At 65.5% G+C, this 18,032-nt stretch carries 19 protein-coding genes; 16 read left to right on the forward strand and 3 right to left on the reverse strand.

Annotation, left to right across the window (positions count from 1 at the left end; genetic code table 11):
* The first annotated feature begins 192 nt into the window (after positions 1-192).
* The 3 genes from VKZ87_RS13165 to VKZ87_RS13175 all read left to right on the forward strand — a co-directional run bounded on the left by VKZ87_RS13165 (position 193) and on the right by VKZ87_RS13175 (position 3,829).
* A complete protein-coding gene (locus tag VKZ87_RS13165) occupies positions 193-630 on the forward strand; it encodes a carboxymuconolactone decarboxylase family protein (protein ID WP_324221716.1) in 438 nt (145 codons plus the stop codon).
* Positions 631-669: 39 nt separating this feature from the next.
* Positions 670-1,476, forward strand: coding sequence for a ZIP family metal transporter (locus VKZ87_RS13170; protein ID WP_324221717.1), 807 nt, complete (start codon positions 670-672; stop codon positions 1,474-1,476).
* Between the two features lie 121 nt (positions 1,477-1,597).
* Entirely contained in the window at positions 1,598-3,829 is a 2,232-nt protein-coding gene (locus VKZ87_RS13175) for a methyl-accepting chemotaxis protein (RefSeq protein ID WP_324221718.1), read from the forward strand.
* Between the two features lie 21 nt (positions 3,830-3,850).
* On the opposite strand, the gene VKZ87_RS13180 is transcribed toward VKZ87_RS13175, so the two are convergent.
* Positions 3,851-4,774, reverse strand: a complete 924-nt coding sequence (locus VKZ87_RS13180) for a DMT family transporter (protein ID WP_324221719.1) — start codon at positions 4,772-4,774, stop codon at positions 3,851-3,853.
* Positions 4,775-4,946: 172 nt separating this feature from the next.
* On the opposite strand from VKZ87_RS13180, the gene alr reads away from it, so the two are divergent.
* The 13 genes from alr to VKZ87_RS13245 all read left to right on the forward strand — a co-directional run bounded on the left by alr (position 4,947) and on the right by VKZ87_RS13245 (position 16,247).
* Positions 4,947-6,092: an alanine racemase gene (alr, locus tag VKZ87_RS13185; RefSeq protein WP_324221720.1), complete on the forward strand. Its 1,146-nt coding sequence runs from the start codon at positions 4,947-4,949 to the stop codon at positions 6,090-6,092.
* Entirely contained in the window at positions 6,089-6,883 is a 795-nt protein-coding gene (locus VKZ87_RS13190; protein WP_324221721.1) for an ABC transporter permease, read from the forward strand. Before alr ends, VKZ87_RS13190 begins: the two co-directional genes overlap by 4 nt.
* Positions 6,880-7,656 carry an ABC transporter ATP-binding protein gene (locus tag VKZ87_RS13195; protein ID WP_324221722.1) on the forward strand — a complete coding sequence of 259 codons (777 nt, stop codon included), beginning with the start codon at positions 6,880-6,882 and terminating at the stop codon, positions 7,654-7,656. Before VKZ87_RS13190 ends, VKZ87_RS13195 begins: the two co-directional genes overlap by 4 nt.
* Entirely contained in the window at positions 7,656-9,104 is a 1,449-nt protein-coding gene (radA, locus tag VKZ87_RS13200) for a DNA repair protein RadA (RefSeq protein ID WP_324221723.1), read from the forward strand. The genes VKZ87_RS13195 and radA overlap by 1 nt, the downstream gene beginning before the upstream one ends.
* A gap of 5 nt (positions 9,105-9,109) precedes the next feature.
* The gene (locus VKZ87_RS13205) at positions 9,110-9,778 is read left to right on the forward strand and encodes a CvpA family protein (RefSeq protein ID WP_324221724.1); all 669 of its coding nucleotides are present in this window, start codon (positions 9,110-9,112) and stop codon (positions 9,776-9,778) included.
* Between the two features lie 44 nt (positions 9,779-9,822).
* Positions 9,823-11,280, forward strand: coding sequence for an amidophosphoribosyltransferase (gene purF / locus VKZ87_RS13210; RefSeq protein WP_324221725.1), 1,458 nt, complete (start codon positions 9,823-9,825; stop codon positions 11,278-11,280).
* A 9-nt stretch (positions 11,281-11,289) separates the two neighbouring features.
* Positions 11,290-12,012: an SDR family NAD(P)-dependent oxidoreductase gene (locus tag VKZ87_RS13215; protein ID WP_324221726.1), complete on the forward strand. Its 723-nt coding sequence runs from the start codon at positions 11,290-11,292 to the stop codon at positions 12,010-12,012.
* Between the two features lie 4 nt (positions 12,013-12,016).
* Positions 12,017-12,160, forward strand: a complete 144-nt coding sequence (locus VKZ87_RS13220; protein ID WP_324221727.1) for a hypothetical protein — start codon at positions 12,017-12,019, stop codon at positions 12,158-12,160.
* A 21-nt stretch (positions 12,161-12,181) separates the two neighbouring features.
* On the forward strand, positions 12,182-12,883 hold the full coding sequence (locus tag VKZ87_RS13225; RefSeq protein ID WP_324221728.1) for a DMT family transporter: 702 nt from the start codon (positions 12,182-12,184) through the stop codon (positions 12,881-12,883).
* Positions 12,884-12,987: 104 nt separating this feature from the next.
* Positions 12,988-13,302 carry a hypothetical protein gene (locus VKZ87_RS13230; RefSeq protein ID WP_324221729.1) on the forward strand — a complete coding sequence of 105 codons (315 nt, stop codon included), beginning with the start codon at positions 12,988-12,990 and terminating at the stop codon, positions 13,300-13,302.
* A 14-nt stretch (positions 13,303-13,316) separates the two neighbouring features.
* Positions 13,317-14,597 (forward strand): NAD(P)/FAD-dependent oxidoreductase, encoded by a 1,281-nt coding sequence (locus tag VKZ87_RS13235; protein ID WP_324221730.1) that lies wholly within the window; start codon positions 13,317-13,319, stop codon positions 14,595-14,597.
* A 224-nt stretch (positions 14,598-14,821) separates the two neighbouring features.
* Positions 14,822-15,907 carry an alkene reductase gene (locus tag VKZ87_RS13240; RefSeq protein ID WP_324221731.1) on the forward strand — a complete coding sequence of 362 codons (1,086 nt, stop codon included), beginning with the start codon at positions 14,822-14,824 and terminating at the stop codon, positions 15,905-15,907.
* Between the two features lie 61 nt (positions 15,908-15,968).
* Positions 15,969-16,247: a DUF3008 family protein gene (locus tag VKZ87_RS13245; protein ID WP_324221732.1), complete on the forward strand. Its 279-nt coding sequence runs from the start codon at positions 15,969-15,971 to the stop codon at positions 16,245-16,247.
* Between the two features lies 1 nt (position 16,248).
* Here the strand turns inward: VKZ87_RS13245 and VKZ87_RS13250 are convergent, their stop codons facing one another.
* Positions 16,249-17,094, reverse strand: coding sequence for an IclR family transcriptional regulator (locus VKZ87_RS13250; RefSeq protein ID WP_324221733.1), 846 nt, complete (start codon positions 17,092-17,094; stop codon positions 16,249-16,251).
* Positions 17,095-17,126: 32 nt separating this feature from the next.
* A partial coding sequence (locus VKZ87_RS13255) for an FAD-binding protein (RefSeq protein WP_324221734.1) occupies positions 17,127-18,032 on the reverse strand: 906 nt, incomplete at its 5' end.

Raw genomic sequence — 18,032 nt, forward strand, 5'->3', positions numbered from 1 at the left:
TGACCGCTTCCTCGAAGCATTCAAGCCCTTCTATGCCTCGCTGTCGGATGAGCAGAAGAAAACCGCCGACCTGCTGTTCGCCCGCCATGGCGGCGGCCGTCAGCATCACCACTGACCGTCCGGCGGGGCGGCCTGTCACAGGGCCGCCCCGTTGCCCGTCTCCGATATGCTAACCCTGACTGGAGACGGATCATGTCCCTACGCCTCGATTACAAGAAGATCGCGCCCGAGGGCGCAAAGGCCCTGTTCGGCATCGGTGCCTACATGATGCAGGCCGTGCCGCGTCCGCTGCTCGACCTGGTCTGGCTGCGGGTATCGCAGATCAACGGCTGCGCCTACTGCGTCGACCTGCACAGCCGCGAGGCTGCCGCCCATGGCGCGCCGGAGCGCAAGATCCATCATGTCGCCATCTGGTGGGAATCGCCGCTTTTCGACGCGCGCGAGCAGGCTGCCCTGGCCTATGCCGAGACCGTGACCCGCCTGCCCGGGCAGAAGGTGGCCGACGATGTCTATGCCGCCGCCGCCCGCCATTTTACCGACCGGGAACTGGTCGATCTGACCATCGCGATCGCCGTGATGAACGCCTGGAACCGGATGGCGATCAGCTTCCGCCAGGGGCCGCCGGCCTGACCGTTCTCGCCGCCGGGCGGCCCGTGCTACATCTGGATCATGGAGCAGCTGGCCGCCTTCGCATCCGCCCATCCCTTCGTTACCGGCGTCTCCGCCAGCATCCTGGCCGGACTGGTGCTCACCTCGCTCGGCGCCCTGCCGGTCTTCGTGCTCGGCACGCTGCGCGAAACCACGCAGAATGTGATGCTGGCCTTCGCCGCCGGCGTCATGCTGGCGGCCACCTTCTTTTCGCTGCTGCTGCCGGCGCTGGACGAGGCTGAGTCCGGCGTCGGCAGCCGCGGCTTCGCCGTTTCGGGCGTGATCGTCGCCCTGCTGGTCGGCGCGCTGGTCATGCATCTGGCACACCAGTATGCGCCGCATGAGCATTTCGGCCCCAAAGGCCGCGAGAATGCCGATGCTTCCCGGCTGCGGCGGGTCTGGCTGTTCGTCATCGCCATCGCGCTGCACAACTTCCCCGAAGGCCTCGCCGTCGGCGTGGCGGCGGGCAGCGGCGATCTCGCCGACGGCCTCGGTGTCACCCTCGGTATCGGCCTGCAGAACATGCCCGAGGGCCTCGCCGTGGCCGTCGCGCTGCGCAGTCAGGGTTACGGCGCCGGCCATGCGTTCCGCATCGCCATGCTGAGCGGCGCGCTGGAGCCACTGGGCGGCCTGTTCGGCGCCGGCGCGCTGGCCATCTCCGGCGCGCTGCTGCCCTGGGCGCTGGCCTTTGCCGCCGGTGCGATGCTGTTCATCATATCCTCCGAAGTCATCCCCGAGACCCACCGTCAGGGCACTGAACGCGGCGCCACGTCCGCGCTTTTTGGCGGTTTCGTGGTGATGCTCTTCCTCGACGTGACGCTGGGTTAATATCCGGTAACCCTCCGATCAGGGGCCTTTGCTGCCGCAGCGGAAGGCAATAGAGAACGCGTATCACATGCGGCCGTAGTACACGGCAGCCCGCTTTTCTCTTGATCCGAGGGAGACCAGAATGGTCCAGCGTCTTCTCGCCAATCTCAGCATTGGCGGCCGCATCAATCTTGGTTTTGGCATCGTGCTGGCCATGCTGCTCGTGGTGGCCGGTGCCGGCATCCTGGGCGCCAACAATGCCCGGCTGCTGTTCCGCGACTTCGACGCGACCTCGGATGCCACCCGCGCGATCCTGCGCGCGGAACGCAATATCATCGATCTCAGCCGTCACATCCTGCTGTATCTGAACCAGGACAGCCAGCCGAGCCTCGACGCAGCACGCGATCTGGTGAAAACCCTGCCGGAGGTGCTGGCCGAGGCGGATGCCAATGCCGATGCGGACGAGCAGCGTATGCTCGGCGAAATGCGCAATCTGGTGCAGGATTTCGGCGCCGCCGTGGAGGACGTGGTGGCGGCCAAGGCCGGCTACATCGTCATTTTCGGCAAGGACGTGGTGCCGGCCAGCACGCTGATCAACAAGTCGCTGCCGCCGCTGATCCAGCAAGCCTCCGCCGCCGGGGATTACCAGACGGCCTTCCTCGCCCTGCGCATTTCCGACACGATGAACGCGATCGGCTCGGCCGCGTACCAGTATCTCTACCGCCCCAAGCCGGAGCTTCTGGCCCGGGTACACCAGCTGTCGGATGAGATCGGCAGCCAGTCCGAGCAGCTGGCGGCCCGCCTCCGGGGCAGTCCGCAGCAGGAGCTGGGCGACAAGCTGACGGCTGCCACCAAAACCTACAGCGCAGGCCTCGCCCAGGTGATGGCCAGCATAGGCAGGATCAGCACCGAAATGCAGGCCCGCATGGCACAGAACGCCACCGGCGCCATCGAACGAGCCGTCAGCATGGCAGCGACCCGCAGCACCGAGCTCGACCAGAACCAGGCGGCCATGAATGCCAGCCTGACCGCCACCCTGGCCGTGATCGCCGTGATCGCGCCGATCGCGCTGCTGCTGGCGCTGGCGATCGCCTTCCTGATCGGCCGCTCGATCCGAAACCCCGTTGTGGCGTTGACCGAGACGATGGGCACGCTGGCCACGGGCAATTACAACGTCGTGGTGGACGGCCTCGACCGTCAGGACGAGATCGGTCGCATGGCCAAGGCGGTGCAGGTGTTCAAGCAGAACGGCGAGGAAAACGAGCGCCTGCGCCAGCAGGTCGAGGTCGAGCGCCAGCAGCGCGAGCGCGACCGCGGCGACCAGGAAGCGGAACTCGATCGCTCGGTCGGCCTCGTGGTCGCCGCAGCTGCCGCCGGCGACCTGTCGCGCCGGATCGACACGCACAACCTGGCCGGCGTGATGCGCAAGCTCGGCGAAGGCATCAACAGCCTGCTGGGCAGCGTCGGTACTGCCATCGGCGAAGTCAGCCGCGTGCTGTCATCCATGGCAGGCGGCGACCTGTCGCAGCGAGTCGACGGCGACTACGAAGGTGTCTTTCGCAAGCTGAAGGACGACGTCAACGCGACCGGCGAGAAGCTGGCGATCACGCTGGGCGGCATCGCCCAGAGCGCAGCCGCCGTGAACGAGGCCTCGGCAGAAATCTCGACCGGCAGTCAGGATCTGGCACAGCGCACCGAAAGCCAGGCCGCCTCGATCGAGGAAACCGCGGCCTCAATGCACGAGATCACCACGACGGTGAAGCAGAATGCCGACAACGCTCAGGCGGCCAACCAGCTCGCCATGGCGGCCCGCGATACCGCCGAGCGCGGCGGCTCCATCGTTGCGGATGCCGTCGGCGCCGTGAACCGGATCGAGGAGAGTGCGCGCAAGATCGGCGACATCGTATCCCTGATCGACGAGATCGCATTCCAGACCAACCTTCTGGCCCTGAATGCGTCTGTCGAAGCCGCACGCGCGGGCGAGGCCGGCAAGGGTTTCGCGGTGGTGGCGCAGGAGGTGCGTGCGCTGGCGCAGCGTTCCGCCGACGCATCGAAGGAGATCAAGACCCTGATCGCCGAGTCCAATGCCCAGGTGAAAACCGGCGCCGGCCTGGTAAACCAGACCGGGCAGTCGCTGACCGAGATCGTCACGGCAATCAAGAAGGTCAGTGATATCGTCGCCGAGATTGCCGCGGCCAGCCGCGAGCAGGCCACCGGCCTCGATCAGATCAACACGGCGGTCGGCGCCATGGACGAGACCACCCAGCGCAACGGCGCCCTGGTGGAGCAGACCTCGGCATCGGCACAGGCGCTGGCGGCGCAGGCGCGCGAGCTGAGCAGCCTGGTCGCGTTCTTCCGGACCGGCCAGGCCTGACGGTTTGCGGCCGGCGGTGCGTCAGCCTGCCGGTCGCCGCCATTCCGCCAGCAGGATGCCGCCGAGCACCAGCGCCAGCGCGACGGCATGGTACAATGCCAGTTCCTCGCCCAGGATCAGCATCGCGAAGCTGGCGCCGAACAGCGGCATCAGATTGGTGAACAGCCCTGCCCGGCCCGCGCCGATCAGCTCGATCGCACGCATGAAAAAGAGCTGCGAGAGTAGCGACGGGAAGATCGCCACATAGAGCAGCAGCAGCCAGCCTTTCCAGCTCGGCCAGTAGAATTCGCCAGCGGCGATCTCGACACCCAGGACAACAATCGAGGACAGCAGCGCTGCCGAGGCCATGACGGCAAACAGGACGATGCTTGGCACCATCGGCTTGTTGCGCAGCAGTACCGAATAGCCGGCATACAGCGCGGTGGCGATGAAGATGAAGAAGTCGCCGCGATTGACGGTCAGCGCCGCAAGAGCCGCCCAGTCACCCTTTCCCGCCACGACGGCCACCCCGGTCATTGATACGAGGGTGCCGATCCATTGCAGCGGGGTCACTCTCTGCCGGAAGACTGCCAGGGCGAAGATGAAGATCAGCGCCGGCATCGCGCCGTTGATGATGTTCAGGTTGATCGCCGTCGTGTAATGGGCCGACCAGTAGAGCAGGATGTTGTAGCCCGTGTATCCCAGTGACCCCATGGCTGCGAGATAGCCCAGCCGCGGCTTCAGCGCCGGCCAGTGTTCGCGCAATCCGCGGCGGGCAACCGTGAACATGATGCAGGCAACCACCAGCCAGCGCAGGCAGGTCAGCGATGCGGGGGAGATCTCCCCCACCGCCAGCCGGCTGACCACCGAATGGCCGCCCCACATGGCGACGGTGAGCACCAGCAGCAGATACGGATTGGAGAAGAAACCCTGCCCGGCGGCAGACGTGGATGATGATACGGACATGCACTCCTCGGACGAGACCAGACGACGACCTGATCACGGCATATGTGACGCGGCCCTCTTGCGTGGCTCATCCCCCGTGACCGGCAGTCTGGCGCAGCGCCGCCGCGCCGACAAGCGATCAGATGACCCGATAGACCTGTCGTTTTCCCGGCGGTTACGGTAAACACCCGGCATGACGGATTTCGGCGACCAGGCCCTCCTGCGCATCGATCTCGACGCTCTTTGCGCCAACTGGCGGAAGCTGGCCAGCCAGGCACCGGCTGCGGAATGCGCTGCCGTGGTCAAGGCCGATGCCTACGGACTGGGGGCCGCGACAGTCGCCCCAGCCCTGTGGAAGGCCGGCTGCCGCCGCTTCTTTGTCGCCCATTCAACCGAGGCCCTGGCCCTTCGCGCGGCTTTGCCAGCCGACCGCATGCCGGCGACCATCCATATCCTTCATGGCCCCGCCGCCGGCGCCGAACGGGATCTCGCGGAAGCCGGTCTCTCGCCGGTGCTGTCCACGCCGGGACAGGTCGCTGCCTGGCGCGAGACGGCAAAGCGGCTGGGGCGGGAACTGCCCGCCGCCCTGCATATCGACACCGGGATGAACCGGCTCGGGCTGTCGGCCCGGGAGGCCGAAAGCCTGCTGGAGAGCAATACCGCCTTCGACGGCATCGCGCTGGAATTCGTCATGAGCCATCTGGCCTGTGCCGACGAGCCCGAGCACCCGCTCAACGCCGCCCAGCGCGACCGGTTTGCTGCCTGGCGGCGGCGCCTTCCCGGACTGAAGGGGAGCCTCGCCAATTCCGCCGGAATTTTTCTCGGCACCGAGTATCACCACGACCTGCTGCGCCCGGGAATCGCCCTGTACGGCAGCAATCCCTTCCCGGCTTCCGCGGGACCGTGGCATGAAGCCGCAAAACTGACCGAAGTGGTTCATCTGGAAGGGAAAATCCTCCAGGTACGTTTCGTTGACAGGGGGGAGAGCGTTGGCTACGGTGCCGGCCATATCGTTGAAAAGCCAAGCCGAATTGCCACCGTGGCGGTCGGCTATGCCGACGGTTTCTCACGCGCGCTGTCCGGTCGGGGCAGCGCCGTCATCAGGGGTCGCCAGGGCCATGTGCGAGTACCGATCGCGGGACGGGTCTCGATGGATCTGATCACGCTGGATGTTTCCGCCCTCGGCGAGAGCGAGTGCCTGCCCGGCATGACGGTCAGCCTGCTCGGTGGCGGCATCGACATCGATGCCCAGGCCGAAGCCGCCGGCACCATTGCCTATGAACTGCTGACGCAGCTCGGCTCGCGTTACCGTCGCATCTACGCGGGCGGCGCGGCATGAATCTGCTGATGGCGCTCAATCCGCTGGCCATCATCGGCCGCGTCTTCCTGAACTTCTGCGCCGCCATCGGCCGCGTTGTGATCTTCACCTTCCACGGCGTGCGCCATGTTTTCGCGCCGCCGATCTATCTGCGGCTGATCGGCAAGCAGATGATGGTGATCGGCTATTTCTCGCTCCCGGTCGTCGGCCTCACAGCCCTGTTCACCGGCATGGTGCTGGCGCTGCAGATCTATCTGGGTTCGTCGCGTTTCAATGCCGAGAATGCCGTGGCCTGGATCGTGGTGCTGGGCATCACGCGCGAGCTTGGCCCCGTGCTGGGCGGCCTGATGGTGGCGGGCCGCGTGGCGTCCGCCATGGCCGCCGAGATCGGCACCATGCGCGTGACCGAGCAGATCGATGCGCTGACGACGCTTTCGACCAATCCCTTCAAATATCTGGTGGCGCCGCGCATCATCGCCGGCGTCGTCACCCTGCCCGTCCTGATCCTGGTGGCCGACATCATTGGCGTGATGGGCGGCTATCTCGTCGGCACCCACAAGCTGGGCTTCAATGCGGGCACCTACCTGAAGAACACCTTCGATTTCCTCGAAACCATGGATGTGGTCTCGGGTCTGGTGAAGGCTTCGGTGTTCGGCTTCATCATTGCCCTGATGGGCTGCTATCACGGCTTCAACTCCAAGGGCGGCGCGCAGGGCGTCGGCCGCGCCACCACCGACGCGGTGGTGTCGGCCTCGATCCTGATCCTGATCGCCAACTATTTCGTCACCGAAATCTTCTTCGCCGGCCGATGAACGAGCAACCCAAGATATCCTTCAGGGACGTGCACAAGCGCTTTGGCCGGAAGGTGGTGCTGGACGGCATCAATCTCGACGTACCGCGCGGCAAGTCGCTGGTGGTGATCGGCGGCTCGGGCTCCGGCAAGTCCGTCATGCTCAAATGCGTGCTCGGCCTCGTCAAACCCGAGACTGGCCAGATCCTCATCGACGGCAGGGATTCGATGAAGTTCACCACCGACGAGCGCGAGAAGGCGCTGCGCAAGTTCGGCATGCTGTTCCAGGGTTCGGCGCTGTTCGACTCCCTGAAGGTCTGGGAGAACGTCGCGTTCGGCCTCATCCAGGGGCGCCGCATGGCCCGCAAGGAAGCCCGCGACATCGCCATCGACAAGCTCGCGCAGGTCGGCCTGGGCCCCGAGGTGGGCGACCTGTCGCCGGCAGAGCTGTCCGGCGGCATGCAGAAACGCGTGGCGCTGGCCCGCGCCATCGCAGCCGAACCCGAGATCATCTTTTTCGACGAGCCGACCACCGGCCTTGATCCCATCATGGCCGACGTGATCAACGATCTGATCATTTCCTGTGTGCGCAAGCTCGGGGCCACGACCATGAGCATCACCCATGACATGCACAGCGCGCGCAAGATCGCCGATCACGTGGCGATGATCTACAAGGGCCGCATCATCTGGCACGGGTCGGTCGACCAGATCGACAATTCCGGCAATCCCTACGTCGACCAGTTCATCCATGGCCGGGCCGAGGGCCCGATCAAGATGGAAGTACTCAAGCCCTGATGGCGAAGGCGGCGGAAAGCTTCGTCTGCCAGTCCTGCGGCGCAGCCTACCGCAAATGGCAGGGCCGCTGTGATGCCTGCGGCGAGTGGAATACCATCGCCGAAGAAGCGCCGAAACTGACCGTGCCGAAAGGCCTGTCGGCCGGGCGCGGCAAGGCGATCGGCTTCGCCTCACTGAATGCCCAGCCTGACAACGTGAAGCGCGCCGAAACCGGCATTGCCGAACTCGATCGCGTGCTCGGCGGCGGGCTGGTACCCGGTTCCGCTATCCTGATCGGCGGCGATCCGGGCATCGGCAAGTCCACCCTGCTGCTGCAGGCGGTAGCCGTGCTGGCCCGCAAGGGAGCCACGGCGCTGTATATCTCCGGCGAAGAGGCGGTCGCGCAGATCGGCCTGCGTGCCCAGCGCCTCGGGCTGGCCGACGCGCCGGTCATGCTGGCGGCGGCCAATTCCCTGCGCGATATCCTGGCCGGTATCGACACTGCCGTTGCGCAGAACAAAAGCGGCGCGCCCGCGGTGATCGTGATCGACTCCATCCAGACGATCTTCGCCGACAATATCGAAAGCGCGCCAGGCACGGTGAATCAGGTCCGCGCCTGCGCCAATGAACTGATCCGGGTCGCCAAGCAGTCCAATGCCGCAGTGTTCCTGGTCGGCCATGTCACCAAGGACGGCCAGATCGCCGGCCCCCGCGTAGTCGAGCATATGGTCGACACGGTGCTGTATTTCGAAGGCGAGCGCAGCCACCAGTTCCGCATCCTGCGCGCGGTGAAGAACCGCTTCGGCGCCACCGACGAGATCGGGGTTTTCAGCATGACGGATGGCGGGCTGGCAGAAGTCGCCAATCCCTCTGCCCTCTTCCTGGGCCGTTCCGAGGCCGGCAAGGGCGATCCGGTGGCGGGTTCTGCCATCTTTGCGGGCATGGAGGGGACCCGGCCGCTGCTGGTGGAAATCCAGGCGCTGGTTGCCCCCTCGCCGCTGGCGACGCCACGCCGCACTGTGGTCGGCTGGGATTCCGGCCGGCTGGCCATGGTTCTCGCCGTGCTGGATGCAAGATGCGGCTTGCGTTACTCCGGCTGCGACGTCTATCTCAACGTCGCCGGCGGCCTGCGGGTGGTCGAGCCGGCCGCCGACCTGGCCGTGGCAGCCGCCCTGCTCTCCTCGCTGGCGGACAGCCCGGCGCCGGAGCGGACGGTCTTCTTCGGCGAGATCAGCCTGGCAGGCGAAGTCCGGCCGGTCAGCCAGGCGGAAGCCCGCCTGAAAGAGGCGGCAAAGCTTGGTTTCGAGCATGCCGTGATGCCCGCCGGGGCGAAGAACAAGGTGAAGGGCCTGCAGACCAGCGAGCTGGTGCGGCTGAACGAGCTGGTCGAATTGTTTCCCGCGGCCCGGGCTGCCGCAAAACGGGCTGCCGCCGGGCGTGACCGGGGCGGCTGGGGTATCGAGGAATAGCGCGTATGTCGTCGCTGCCGGTGAACATCGTCGATCTGATCGTCATCGTCGTGCTGCTGCTTTCGGCGCTACTGGCCCTCTTCCGCGGCATCGTGAAGGAGGTGCTGTCGATTCTCGGCTGGGTGGCGGCTCTGGCGGCGACTTATTTCTTCTTCCCGGTTGCCCGCGATATTGCCCGCTCCTATATCGAATCGAGGATTTTTGCCGACATCGCCGCCGGAGCGGCGCTGTTCCTGCCCACCCTGATCCTGTGCTCGCTGGCGACCCACTGGATTTCCGAGCAGGTGCGCGCGTCCGCGGTATCGGCCGTGGACCGGTCTCTGGGCTTCCTGTTCGGGCTGGCGCGCGGCGCGCTGATCGTGATTGTCGCCTGGTGGGTGACAGACCGCCTGATTCCGCCGCCGACGCAGCCGGTCTGGCTGCTGGAGGCACGGACCCGGCCGCTGGCCGTGGCTGGCTATACATGGGGCATGGAGATGGTGATGCGGCAGCTGGACCCGAGTCGTCCGCCGGCCACGCGGGCGGAACCGCAGGCCCAGCCGACGCCCATACCGAGCCACCAGACGCCGGGACAAATGACGGGGCGCGGCGCTGACTCGCGCGGTCAAACCGGCTATAAGACCGAGGAACGCCAGGGCATCGAGAGCCTCATCAAGACTCAGGACAAGCCTTGAAGCCGCCGCGGGGAGCAATCCGCCGGGCGCCGGAGCCGCAAAACATGCAGACGAATCCTTTCGACGACGACAAGCTGCGCGAGGAATGCGGCATTTTCGGCATTTTCGGCACACCCGATGCCGCCGCCAACACCGTGCTCGGCCTGCATGCACTCCAGCATCGCGGACAGGAAGCCGCCGGCATCGTCGCCTTCCACGAAGGCCGCTTCAACAGTCACCGCGCCCTCGGCCATGTCGCGCCGAATTTCTCGTCGGAAAAGGTCATCCGCGACCTGCCCGGCGACAGCGCCATCGGCCATGTGCGCTACTCCACGTCGGGCGGCACACTGCTGCGCAACGTGCAGCCGATCTACGCCGATCTCGAACTCGGCGGCATTGCGCTCGCCCATAACGGCAACCTGACCAATGCCCGCTCGATCCGCGAGGACCTCGTATCCAAGGGCAGCATCTTCCAGTCCACCATGGACACGGAAGTCATCACGCATCTGGTGGCGCTGAGCCGCAAGACGACCGTGGTGGATCGCGTCATCGATGCCCTCAAACAGGTCGAGGGTGCCTACGCGCTGGTGGCACTGACTCCGAAGAAGCTGATCGGCGTGCGCGATCCCTGGGGCGTCCGGCCGCTGGTGCTGGGCAACCTGAAGGGCGCGCCGATCCTCGCCTCCGAGACCTGTGCGCTGGACATCCTCGGCGCCGAGTTTGTACGCGATATCGAGCCGGGCGAGCTGATCGTCGTCGACAGTGACGGGATCCACAGCCACTTCCCCTTCCCCCGGGTGGGACGGCGCCTCTGCATCTTCGAATACATCTATTTCGCGCGGCCGGACTCTCAGGTCGAGGGCCGCAGCGTCTACGAGGCGCGCAAGCGGATCGGCGCCGAACTGGCGCGCGAGAACCCGCTGGAAGCCGATGTCGTCATCCCGGTGCCGGATTCCGGCGTGCCGGCCGCCATCGGCTATGCGGCCGAGAGCGGCATTCCGTTCGAGCTTGGCATCATCCGCAACCATTACGTCGGCAGGACCTTCATCGAGCCGACCGACCAGATCCGCCATCTCGGCGTCAAGCTGAAGCACAACGCCAACCGCGCCTATATCGAAGGCAAGCGGGTGGTGCTGGTGGACGATTCCATCGTACGCGGCACGACTTCGACCAAGATCGTCGAGATGGTGCGCGAGGCGGGTGCGAAGGAAGTGCATATGCGCATCGCCTCGCCGCCGACCACGCACAGCTGCTTCTACGGCGTCGATACGCCGGAACGCTCCAAGCTGCTTGCGTCTACCCATTCCGTGGAAGAGATGGCGAAGTTCATCAAGGCGGACAGCCTTGCCTTCGTCTCCATGGACGGCCTCTACCGCGCCATGGGCAAGCCGATGCGCGACCCGACCAAGCCCGGTTTCTGCGACGCCTGCTTCTCCGGCGACTATCCGATCGGGCTTACCGACGAGCTGGCGCGGCCGGCGCGCGGGCCGAAGCAGCTCACCCTCCTCGCCGAAGTCAGTTGAGATAATACCATGCGTCTGAAAGACCGGATCGCGCTGGTCACCGGGGCCAGCAGGGGGATCGGTGCAGCCATTGCCAAACGGTATGCCGCGGAAGGCGCCCACGTGATCTGCGTGGCCCGCACGACGGGCGGCCTGGAAGAACTGGACGACGAAATCCGGGCGCTGGGCGGTTCGGCCACCCTCGTGCCGCTCGATCTCGAGAAAACCGAGATGATCGACGGCCTGGCGGCGCCCCTGCTCGAACGGTTTGGCCGCCTCGACATTCTGGTCGGCAATGCCGGCATCTTCGGCCGCCTGACGCCGCTGCACCAGTTCCCGCCCAATCTGTGGGAACAGGTGTTCAAAGTAAACGTGCATGCCAACCAGCGGCTGATCCGCGCGGTGCATCCGCTGCTGCATGCCTCGCCGTCCGGCCGGGCGATCTTCGTCACCTCCACGGTGGGGCGCGAGCCGCGCGCCTACTGGGGCGCCTATGCCGCGTCCAAGGCGGCGCTGGATGCCATGGTGCTCGGCTACGCGAAGGAATGCGCCCAGAGCAATATCCGGGTGAACCTCGTCAATCCAGGCGGCACCCGCTCAAAGATGCGCGCCGAGGCCTTCCCGGGCGAGGACCCGGACACCCTGCCGGCGCCGGAAGACATCATGGAAGTCTTCGTGGCCCTGGCCGAAGCCTCCTGCCAGCGCCACGGCGAATGGATCTCCGCCCGCGAGTATTGCGGCATCAAACGCTGACCTGATGCGTCCCGTCACCGGTATGGCGCTGGTGGCGCTCGGCGCCGTGGGCTTCGGACTGATGCCGCTGTTCGCCCGCACGGCCTATGCCGAGGGTCTGCTGCCGCTGTCGCTGCTGGCCTGGCGTTTCGCCATTGCCACGCTCTGACTGCTTCCCTTCGCCGGACGGATGCTGGCGGCGCGGCGCGACATGCTCGCCGCCATTGCTGCCGGCGCCTTCTACATGGGCGTCAACCTCTTCTACTTCCTGGCGCTCAGGGAACTCACCGTGGCGCTGACGGTGCTTATCCTGTTCACCTATCCGCTCTTCACGATCCTGCTGGGCTGGCTGGTCTTCCGCGAGCGGCTGACCTGGCCGAATGCCATGGCTGCGCTGCTGGTCCTCCTGGCGGCCCTGCTGATCCTGTCTCCCGCCGGACTGGGCGAGCACACGAACTGGAGCGGGATCGCCATGGCGTTTGTGCCTCCGGTTGCCTATGCGATCTTCATCCATATTGCGGCGAAGCGACTGGCCGGCATGGCCGTGCCGGTCCGCCTGGGAGGCGTCTTCCTCGGCGGACTGCTGGCCATGCTGGTACTGGGCCTTGTGCTGGATGGCCGCATCGCCGTTCCTGCCACGCCCCTGGCCTGGTTCGCGACGGCAGGCCTGGCGCTGGTCAGCACCGTTGGCGCCCTCGGCCTGCTGCTCATCGGCGCAGCCATCGCCGGTGCCGAGAGGGCCGCGATCGCAGGCGCCTCCGAACTTGTGACGGCGCTTCTGATCGGCGCGATAGCTTTTGGCGAGTCCCTGGAACCAGCGATGCTCATCGGCGCCGGCCTGATCATGGTTGCCATCACCCTGGCCGCACGCCCGGACAAGGCCGCCCGATGATTTCACATTTCATGAATGTGTATTTATGAATATAACAATTTTGTTTGCTTAAATTTACCGGCGCGCTTAACCTTCCTCTGCTCACGAACCAAGGGAGGGAGTTTATGCTCCGCGTACAATTACCCCTGCTGGCCGCATCCCTGGCGGTACTGCTGGCAGGCAATGTCGCAGCGCAGCAGCGCACAACGGCCATCAGCGATGTCGAACTTGCTGCGCAGGCCTGCAATGTCTGCCACGGCAACGCGTCCTATGTGTCGCCCACCATGCCGCGCATCCGCGGCAATGACGCGACGACGCTTTACACCGCACTGATCGAACTGAAGACCGATAAGCGGCAGGCGACCATCATGAACCGGATCGCCAAGGGCTATAGCGACGAGCAGCTCCGGGCGCTCGCCGATTACCTGTCGAAGAACTGAGTGGAGGCATGACTATGACCAGCTTCTCCCGTCGCCAGGTTCTCGCCGGCGCTGCTGCCACGGCCGGCAGCTTCGCCCTTCCCCATATCGCCCGGGCCCAGAATGCCGGCGGCCGCGTCGTCGTGATTGGCGGCGGCTTCGGTGGCGCCACCGCCGCGCGCTACATCCGGCAATTCGATCCGAGCATCGAGGTCACGCTCGTCGAGCGCGATGCCACCTACGTCACCTGCCCCTTCTCCAATTACGTGCTCGGCGGCTTCCGCAGCATCGAAAGCATCACCCATCGCCGCGACCCGCTGCAGGAGCGCTACGGCATCAAACTGGTCCGCGCCGAGGCGACCGCGATCGATACCAGTGCGCGACAGGTTTCTCTGCGGACCGGCAGCAAGCTGCCGTATGACCGCCTGGTCGTCGCGCCGGGCATCGAGCTGAAATACGACGGCGTTCCCGGCTGGAGCGAAGCGGCGGCGAACAGCAATATGCCGCATGCCTGGAAGGCCGGACCGCAGACCATGCTGCTCCGGCGGCAGCTTGAGGCGATGCCGGACGGCGGCGTGGTGATCGTTGCCCCGCCGGCCAATCCGTTCCGCTGCCCGCCCGGTCCTTACGAGCGGGTCAGCATGATCGCCTGGTACCTGAAGAACCATAAGCCGAAATCGAAAATCCTGATCCTCGACGCCAAGGATGCCTTCTCCAAACAGGGCCTCTTCATGGGCGGCTGGGAAAGCCAGTATCCGGGCATGATCACCTGGATCGCCGGCAAGGACGGCGGCAAGATCGAAAGCGTCGATCCGAAGGCCATGACGGTGAGTACCGGCTTCGGTACCGAAAAGGGCGCGGTGATCAACATCATCCCGCCACAGACTGCCGGCAGGATCGCGATCAATGCCGGCCTGGCCGAACCGAACGGCTGGTGCGCCGTCGATCCGAACAGCTTCGCCTCCACCAAGGCGCCGAATGTCTACGTCCTGGGCGACGCCTCGATTGCAGGCGCCATGCCGAAATCGGGCACGGCCGCGAACAGTCAGGCCAAGGTCGTGGCCGCGAATGTGGTGGCCAGCCTGCGCGGCACCACTCCGCCGGCAGCAGTCTATCACAACACCTGCTACAGCCTGGTGACGCCGGATTACGGCATTTCGGTCAGCGATACCTACCGGCCTAGTCCAAAGGGCGTCGCGGTGGTGCCAAATTCAGGCGGCGTTTCACCGGTGCGCGCGGACGCCGTCCACCGCAAGGCAGAAGCCCAGTATACGATGGGCTGGTATGCCGGCATCATCGCCGATACCTTTGGCTGACCCGCAACAAAGAAACCCCGGGGCGAAAAGCCCCGGGGCTGCAGTTGGGGAACACGAGGGATCGTCCCTCGACGCTGACCCGATATTTGTTCCATGCTATGGGTCAGCATGGCTGTGATCCCGATCACAGGGCTGCGGAGTCGGAAACCCTCCTTGTCGCACCCGTTGCCTTTCGCCCTGCCAGCGTTTTCTGAACGTCATCGATATCAGACGACAGGTTCAATATGAGCGCTCTTTTCACGCCACATCAGCTTGGTCCCCTTACGCTGCCCAACCGCATCGTCATGGCGCCCCTGACGCGGAACCGCGCCGGCGCGGGCAACGTGCCCACCGAACTGATGGCTGAGTATTACGGCCAGCGCGCCGAGGCCGGACTAATCGTCGCGGAGGCCACGCAGGTCTGCCCGGAAGGCCAAGGCTATGAAGCCACGCCAGGCATTCACAGCGATGCGCAGATCGCAGGCTGGAAGCGCGTGACCGATACCGTGCATGCCCGCGGCGGTCGTATTTTCCTGCAGCTCTGGCATGTCGGGCGTGTGTCGCATGTCTCGCTGCAGCCGAACGGCCAGAAGCCCGTTGCGCCATCGGCCATCCGCGCCGACACGAAGACCTTCGTCGGCGGCGAATTTGTCGATGTCTCCGAGCCGCGTGCGCTGGAACTGCAGGAAATCCCCGGCATCGTTGCCGCTTACCGCACCGGTGCCGCCAACGCGATTGCAGCCGGATTCGACGGTGTGGAAATCCACGGCGCCAATGGCTACCTCCTCGACCAGTTCCTGCGCGACGGCAGCAACAGGCGCGACGACCTCTATGGTGGCAGCATCGAGAACCGGGCGCGCCTGATGCTGCAGGTCGCTCAGGCGGTGGCCGGCGAGATCGGGCCGCGGCGTACCGGCATCCGGCTCTCTCCGGTCACACCCGCCAATGACGCTCGCGACAGCAATCCGCAGCCGCTGTTCGAGTATGTCGTCGAGCAGCTCGACCGCCTCGACCTCGTCTATATCCATCTGATCGAAGGGCAGACCGGCGGCGACCGCAACTTCGGCGCGGGTTTCGATTATGGTGCGCTGCGCCGCCGCTTCCGCGGCAGCTGGATTGTCAACAACGGCTACAGCGCCGAAATGGCGGAGACCGCAATCGGTAGCGGCTATGCCGATCTGGTCGCATTCGGCCGCTCCTTCATCAGCAATCCGGATCTTGTTACCCGCCTGCGCCGCAGGGCGCCGCTGGCAAAGGCAAACCGCGCGACCTTCTACGGTGGCGGTGCCGAGGGCTACACGGATTACCCGACACTCGAAGCGGCCGAGTAGCCGGAACCGTTTCCGCTGCCGCGAATTAAGTCGGAGGCCTCAACTTCCGACGGAATTGCTTATGGCAAAGGCGAAATCGAAGAAGCAACAGATGGCGGCCGGCGCGGCGCTGGCCGCCAAGCGCGGCAGGAGATCGAAATCCAGCCTGCGGGGCGCCTCCAGGGGAATGGCTGAGTCCATGAGCGAAGACGAACTGGAGACGATGGCGCAGACCAAGCGCAAGTCGCTGCCGAAGCGCAAGACGGCCAAGAAGAAGGTTGCGAAGAAGAAGACCGCCGGGAAGAAGACGGCGAAGAAGAAAGCGGCAAAAAAGAAAACCGCCAAGAGAGCGAAGAGATAGGTCAGGCTGGCGGGCGGTAGCCCAGCTTGGCCGAAAGTTCGCGGGTGAACTTCAGCAGGGCGGCGGCATGAGGCCCCGCCAGATCGACGTCGATCTTGCGCGTCGGTCCGATAATGGTGATGGCCAGCTGCAGATGACCGCTATGGTTGAATACAGGTGCACTCAGGGCACTGATCCCCGGAACCGGCAGATCGGTGGTCGCGGCGATCCCCGCCCCCCTCACCTTCTCCACCTCGCGCGCCAAAGCCTCGCCTGACAATGCGCCGACCTCGCGCCAGCCTTTCTGCGTCGCCTGCAACTCGGCCTGGATCACCGGCTCGACCAGCTTGGCTGGCAGATAGGCGGCGAAGATCTTGCCCGTTGCCGTGCCGGTGACGGTGAACATGCCGCCGGCGCGCACATTGGCGTGGATGTAATTGGAGGATTCCTGCACCAGCACGATGGTCGGCCCATGGGTGCCCCATACGGTGACGGCGACCATCAGGTTCAGCTCTTCCGCCAGACCCACCACGCCTTCCGCAGCCAGCTTGTAGGGGTCGGTGCCACGCAGGCGCGCCAGCCCTAGATGCAGGGCAAAGGGCCCCAGGCGATAGCGGCCTGCCGCATCCTGCTCGACCATCTCCAGCTTGCGAAAGCTGGTCATGTAGGCATGGGCCTGACCGGGCGTCAGCCCGGCGGCCTGCGCCAGATCCCGCAGCATCATCGGCTGGCCGCTCGCCGCCAGCAGCCCGAGCAGGCGTCCGCCGATTTCCACGGACTGGACGCCGCGCCCCTTGCCGGCTCTGACGTCAGTCTCATCGCCGTTGTTCAGCGATACGACAGTGGAGGAATCGGCGGGTTCTACCATGGCTCACTGCATACCGGCCCGGTACGAACCTGTCACGCAACTCCTGCGGCATGGCGGGCTGCGATATAGCCGAAGGTCATCGCAGGCCCGAGCGTGATGCCGCCGCCGGGATAGTTGCCGCCCATGATGCTGGCCATATCGTTACCGGCTGCGTAGAGGCCCGGTACCGGCCGGCCGTCTTCGCCCAGCACACGGGCCTGAGCATCAGTCCTGAGGCCGGCAAAGCTGCCGAGGTCTCCAATCACCACCTGCACGGCATAGAACGGTCCGGTCTCCACCGGCGCCACGCAGGGATTAGGCGTCACGCTGGGATCGCCGAGATAACGGTTATAGGCCGTGCTGCCCTTGCCGAACTCCGGGTCCTCGCCCTTGCGGGCATGCTTGTTGTATTCGGCGACGGTCTGCTCCAGCGCGGCAGCATTGATGCCGCAGGCCGTAGCGAGTTCGGCCAGGGTTTTGCCGCGCTTGAGATAGCCGTTCCGCAGCTGATGCGTGATCGGCACCGGGAACGGCTTCACATGCCCCAGACCGTAGCGGCGCAACGTCGGATGATCGCAGATCAGCCAGGCGCAGATCTCGCCGGGAAGGCCCTTGCTGGCCTGCACCAGCGCCTGGCAGAAGTCGTGATAGCAGTTGCCTTCGTTGACGAAGCGCGTTCCGGCGCGGGTCACCGCGATGACGCCGGGCTTGGCACGGTCGATAAAATGCGGGAACGGGCCATAGCTGCCGTCGCCGCGCGGCACGCGGCTGACCGGCACCCAGGCAGCGGCATTGGGAAGTTCGTCGGCTGTGCTCGCCCCCAGCGGACGCGCCATCCGGATGCCGTCGCCGGTATTGCTTTCGGCCGCCGGCGAGAAATGTTCCTGGCCGGTCGGCGCATGGGGATAAAGCTGCTTGCGGCGCTCAAGATCATGCGGGAAGCCACCCGTCGCCAGCAC

This window comes from Ferrovibrio sp. (assembly GCF_035304305.1).
Classification (GTDB): Bacteria; Pseudomonadota; Alphaproteobacteria; order Ferrovibrionales; family Ferrovibrionaceae; genus Ferrovibrio.

What these genes read in the sequence shown, in the direction of transcription:
- VKZ87_RS13170 (WP_324221717.1), top strand. Translation starts at nt 670, where the DNA reads ATGGAGCAGCTGGCCGCCTTCGCATCCGCCCATCCCTTCGTTACCGGC.
- purF (WP_324221725.1), top strand. Translation starts at nt 9,823, where the DNA reads ATGCAGACGAATCCTTTCGACGACGACAAGCTGCGCGAGGAATGCGGC.
- VKZ87_RS13245 (WP_324221732.1), top strand. Translation starts at nt 15,969, where the DNA reads ATGGCAAAGGCGAAATCGAAGAAGCAACAGATGGCGGCCGGCGCGGCG.
- VKZ87_RS13180 (WP_324221719.1), bottom strand. Translation starts at nt 4,774, where the DNA reads ATGTCCGTATCATCATCCACGTCTGCCGCCGGGCAGGGTTTCTTCTCC.
- alr (WP_324221720.1), top strand. Translation starts at nt 4,947, where the DNA reads ATGACGGATTTCGGCGACCAGGCCCTCCTGCGCATCGATCTCGACGCT.
- VKZ87_RS13235 (WP_324221730.1), top strand. Translation starts at nt 13,317, where the DNA reads ATGACCAGCTTCTCCCGTCGCCAGGTTCTCGCCGGCGCTGCTGCCACG.
- VKZ87_RS13225 (WP_324221728.1), top strand. Translation starts at nt 12,182, where the DNA reads ATGCTGGCGGCGCGGCGCGACATGCTCGCCGCCATTGCTGCCGGCGCC.
- VKZ87_RS13240 (WP_324221731.1), top strand. Translation starts at nt 14,822, where the DNA reads ATGAGCGCTCTTTTCACGCCACATCAGCTTGGTCCCCTTACGCTGCCC.
- VKZ87_RS13205 (WP_324221724.1), top strand. Translation starts at nt 9,110, where the DNA reads ATGTCGTCGCTGCCGGTGAACATCGTCGATCTGATCGTCATCGTCGTG.
- VKZ87_RS13250 (WP_324221733.1), bottom strand. Translation starts at nt 17,094, where the DNA reads ATGGTAGAACCCGCCGATTCCTCCACTGTCGTATCGCTGAACAACGGC.
- VKZ87_RS13230 (WP_324221729.1), top strand. Translation starts at nt 12,988, where the DNA reads ATGCTCCGCGTACAATTACCCCTGCTGGCCGCATCCCTGGCGGTACTG.
- radA (WP_324221723.1), top strand. Translation starts at nt 7,656, where the DNA reads ATGGCGAAGGCGGCGGAAAGCTTCGTCTGCCAGTCCTGCGGCGCAGCC.
- VKZ87_RS13190 (WP_324221721.1), top strand. Translation starts at nt 6,089, where the DNA reads ATGAATCTGCTGATGGCGCTCAATCCGCTGGCCATCATCGGCCGCGTC.
- VKZ87_RS13220 (WP_324221727.1), top strand. Translation starts at nt 12,017, where the DNA reads ATGCGTCCCGTCACCGGTATGGCGCTGGTGGCGCTCGGCGCCGTGGGC.
- VKZ87_RS13165 (WP_324221716.1), top strand. Translation starts at nt 193, where the DNA reads ATGTCCCTACGCCTCGATTACAAGAAGATCGCGCCCGAGGGCGCAAAG.
- VKZ87_RS13195 (WP_324221722.1), top strand. Translation starts at nt 6,880, where the DNA reads ATGAACGAGCAACCCAAGATATCCTTCAGGGACGTGCACAAGCGCTTT.
- VKZ87_RS13215 (WP_324221726.1), top strand. Translation starts at nt 11,290, where the DNA reads ATGCGTCTGAAAGACCGGATCGCGCTGGTCACCGGGGCCAGCAGGGGG.
- VKZ87_RS13175 (WP_324221718.1), top strand. Translation starts at nt 1,598, where the DNA reads ATGGTCCAGCGTCTTCTCGCCAATCTCAGCATTGGCGGCCGCATCAAT.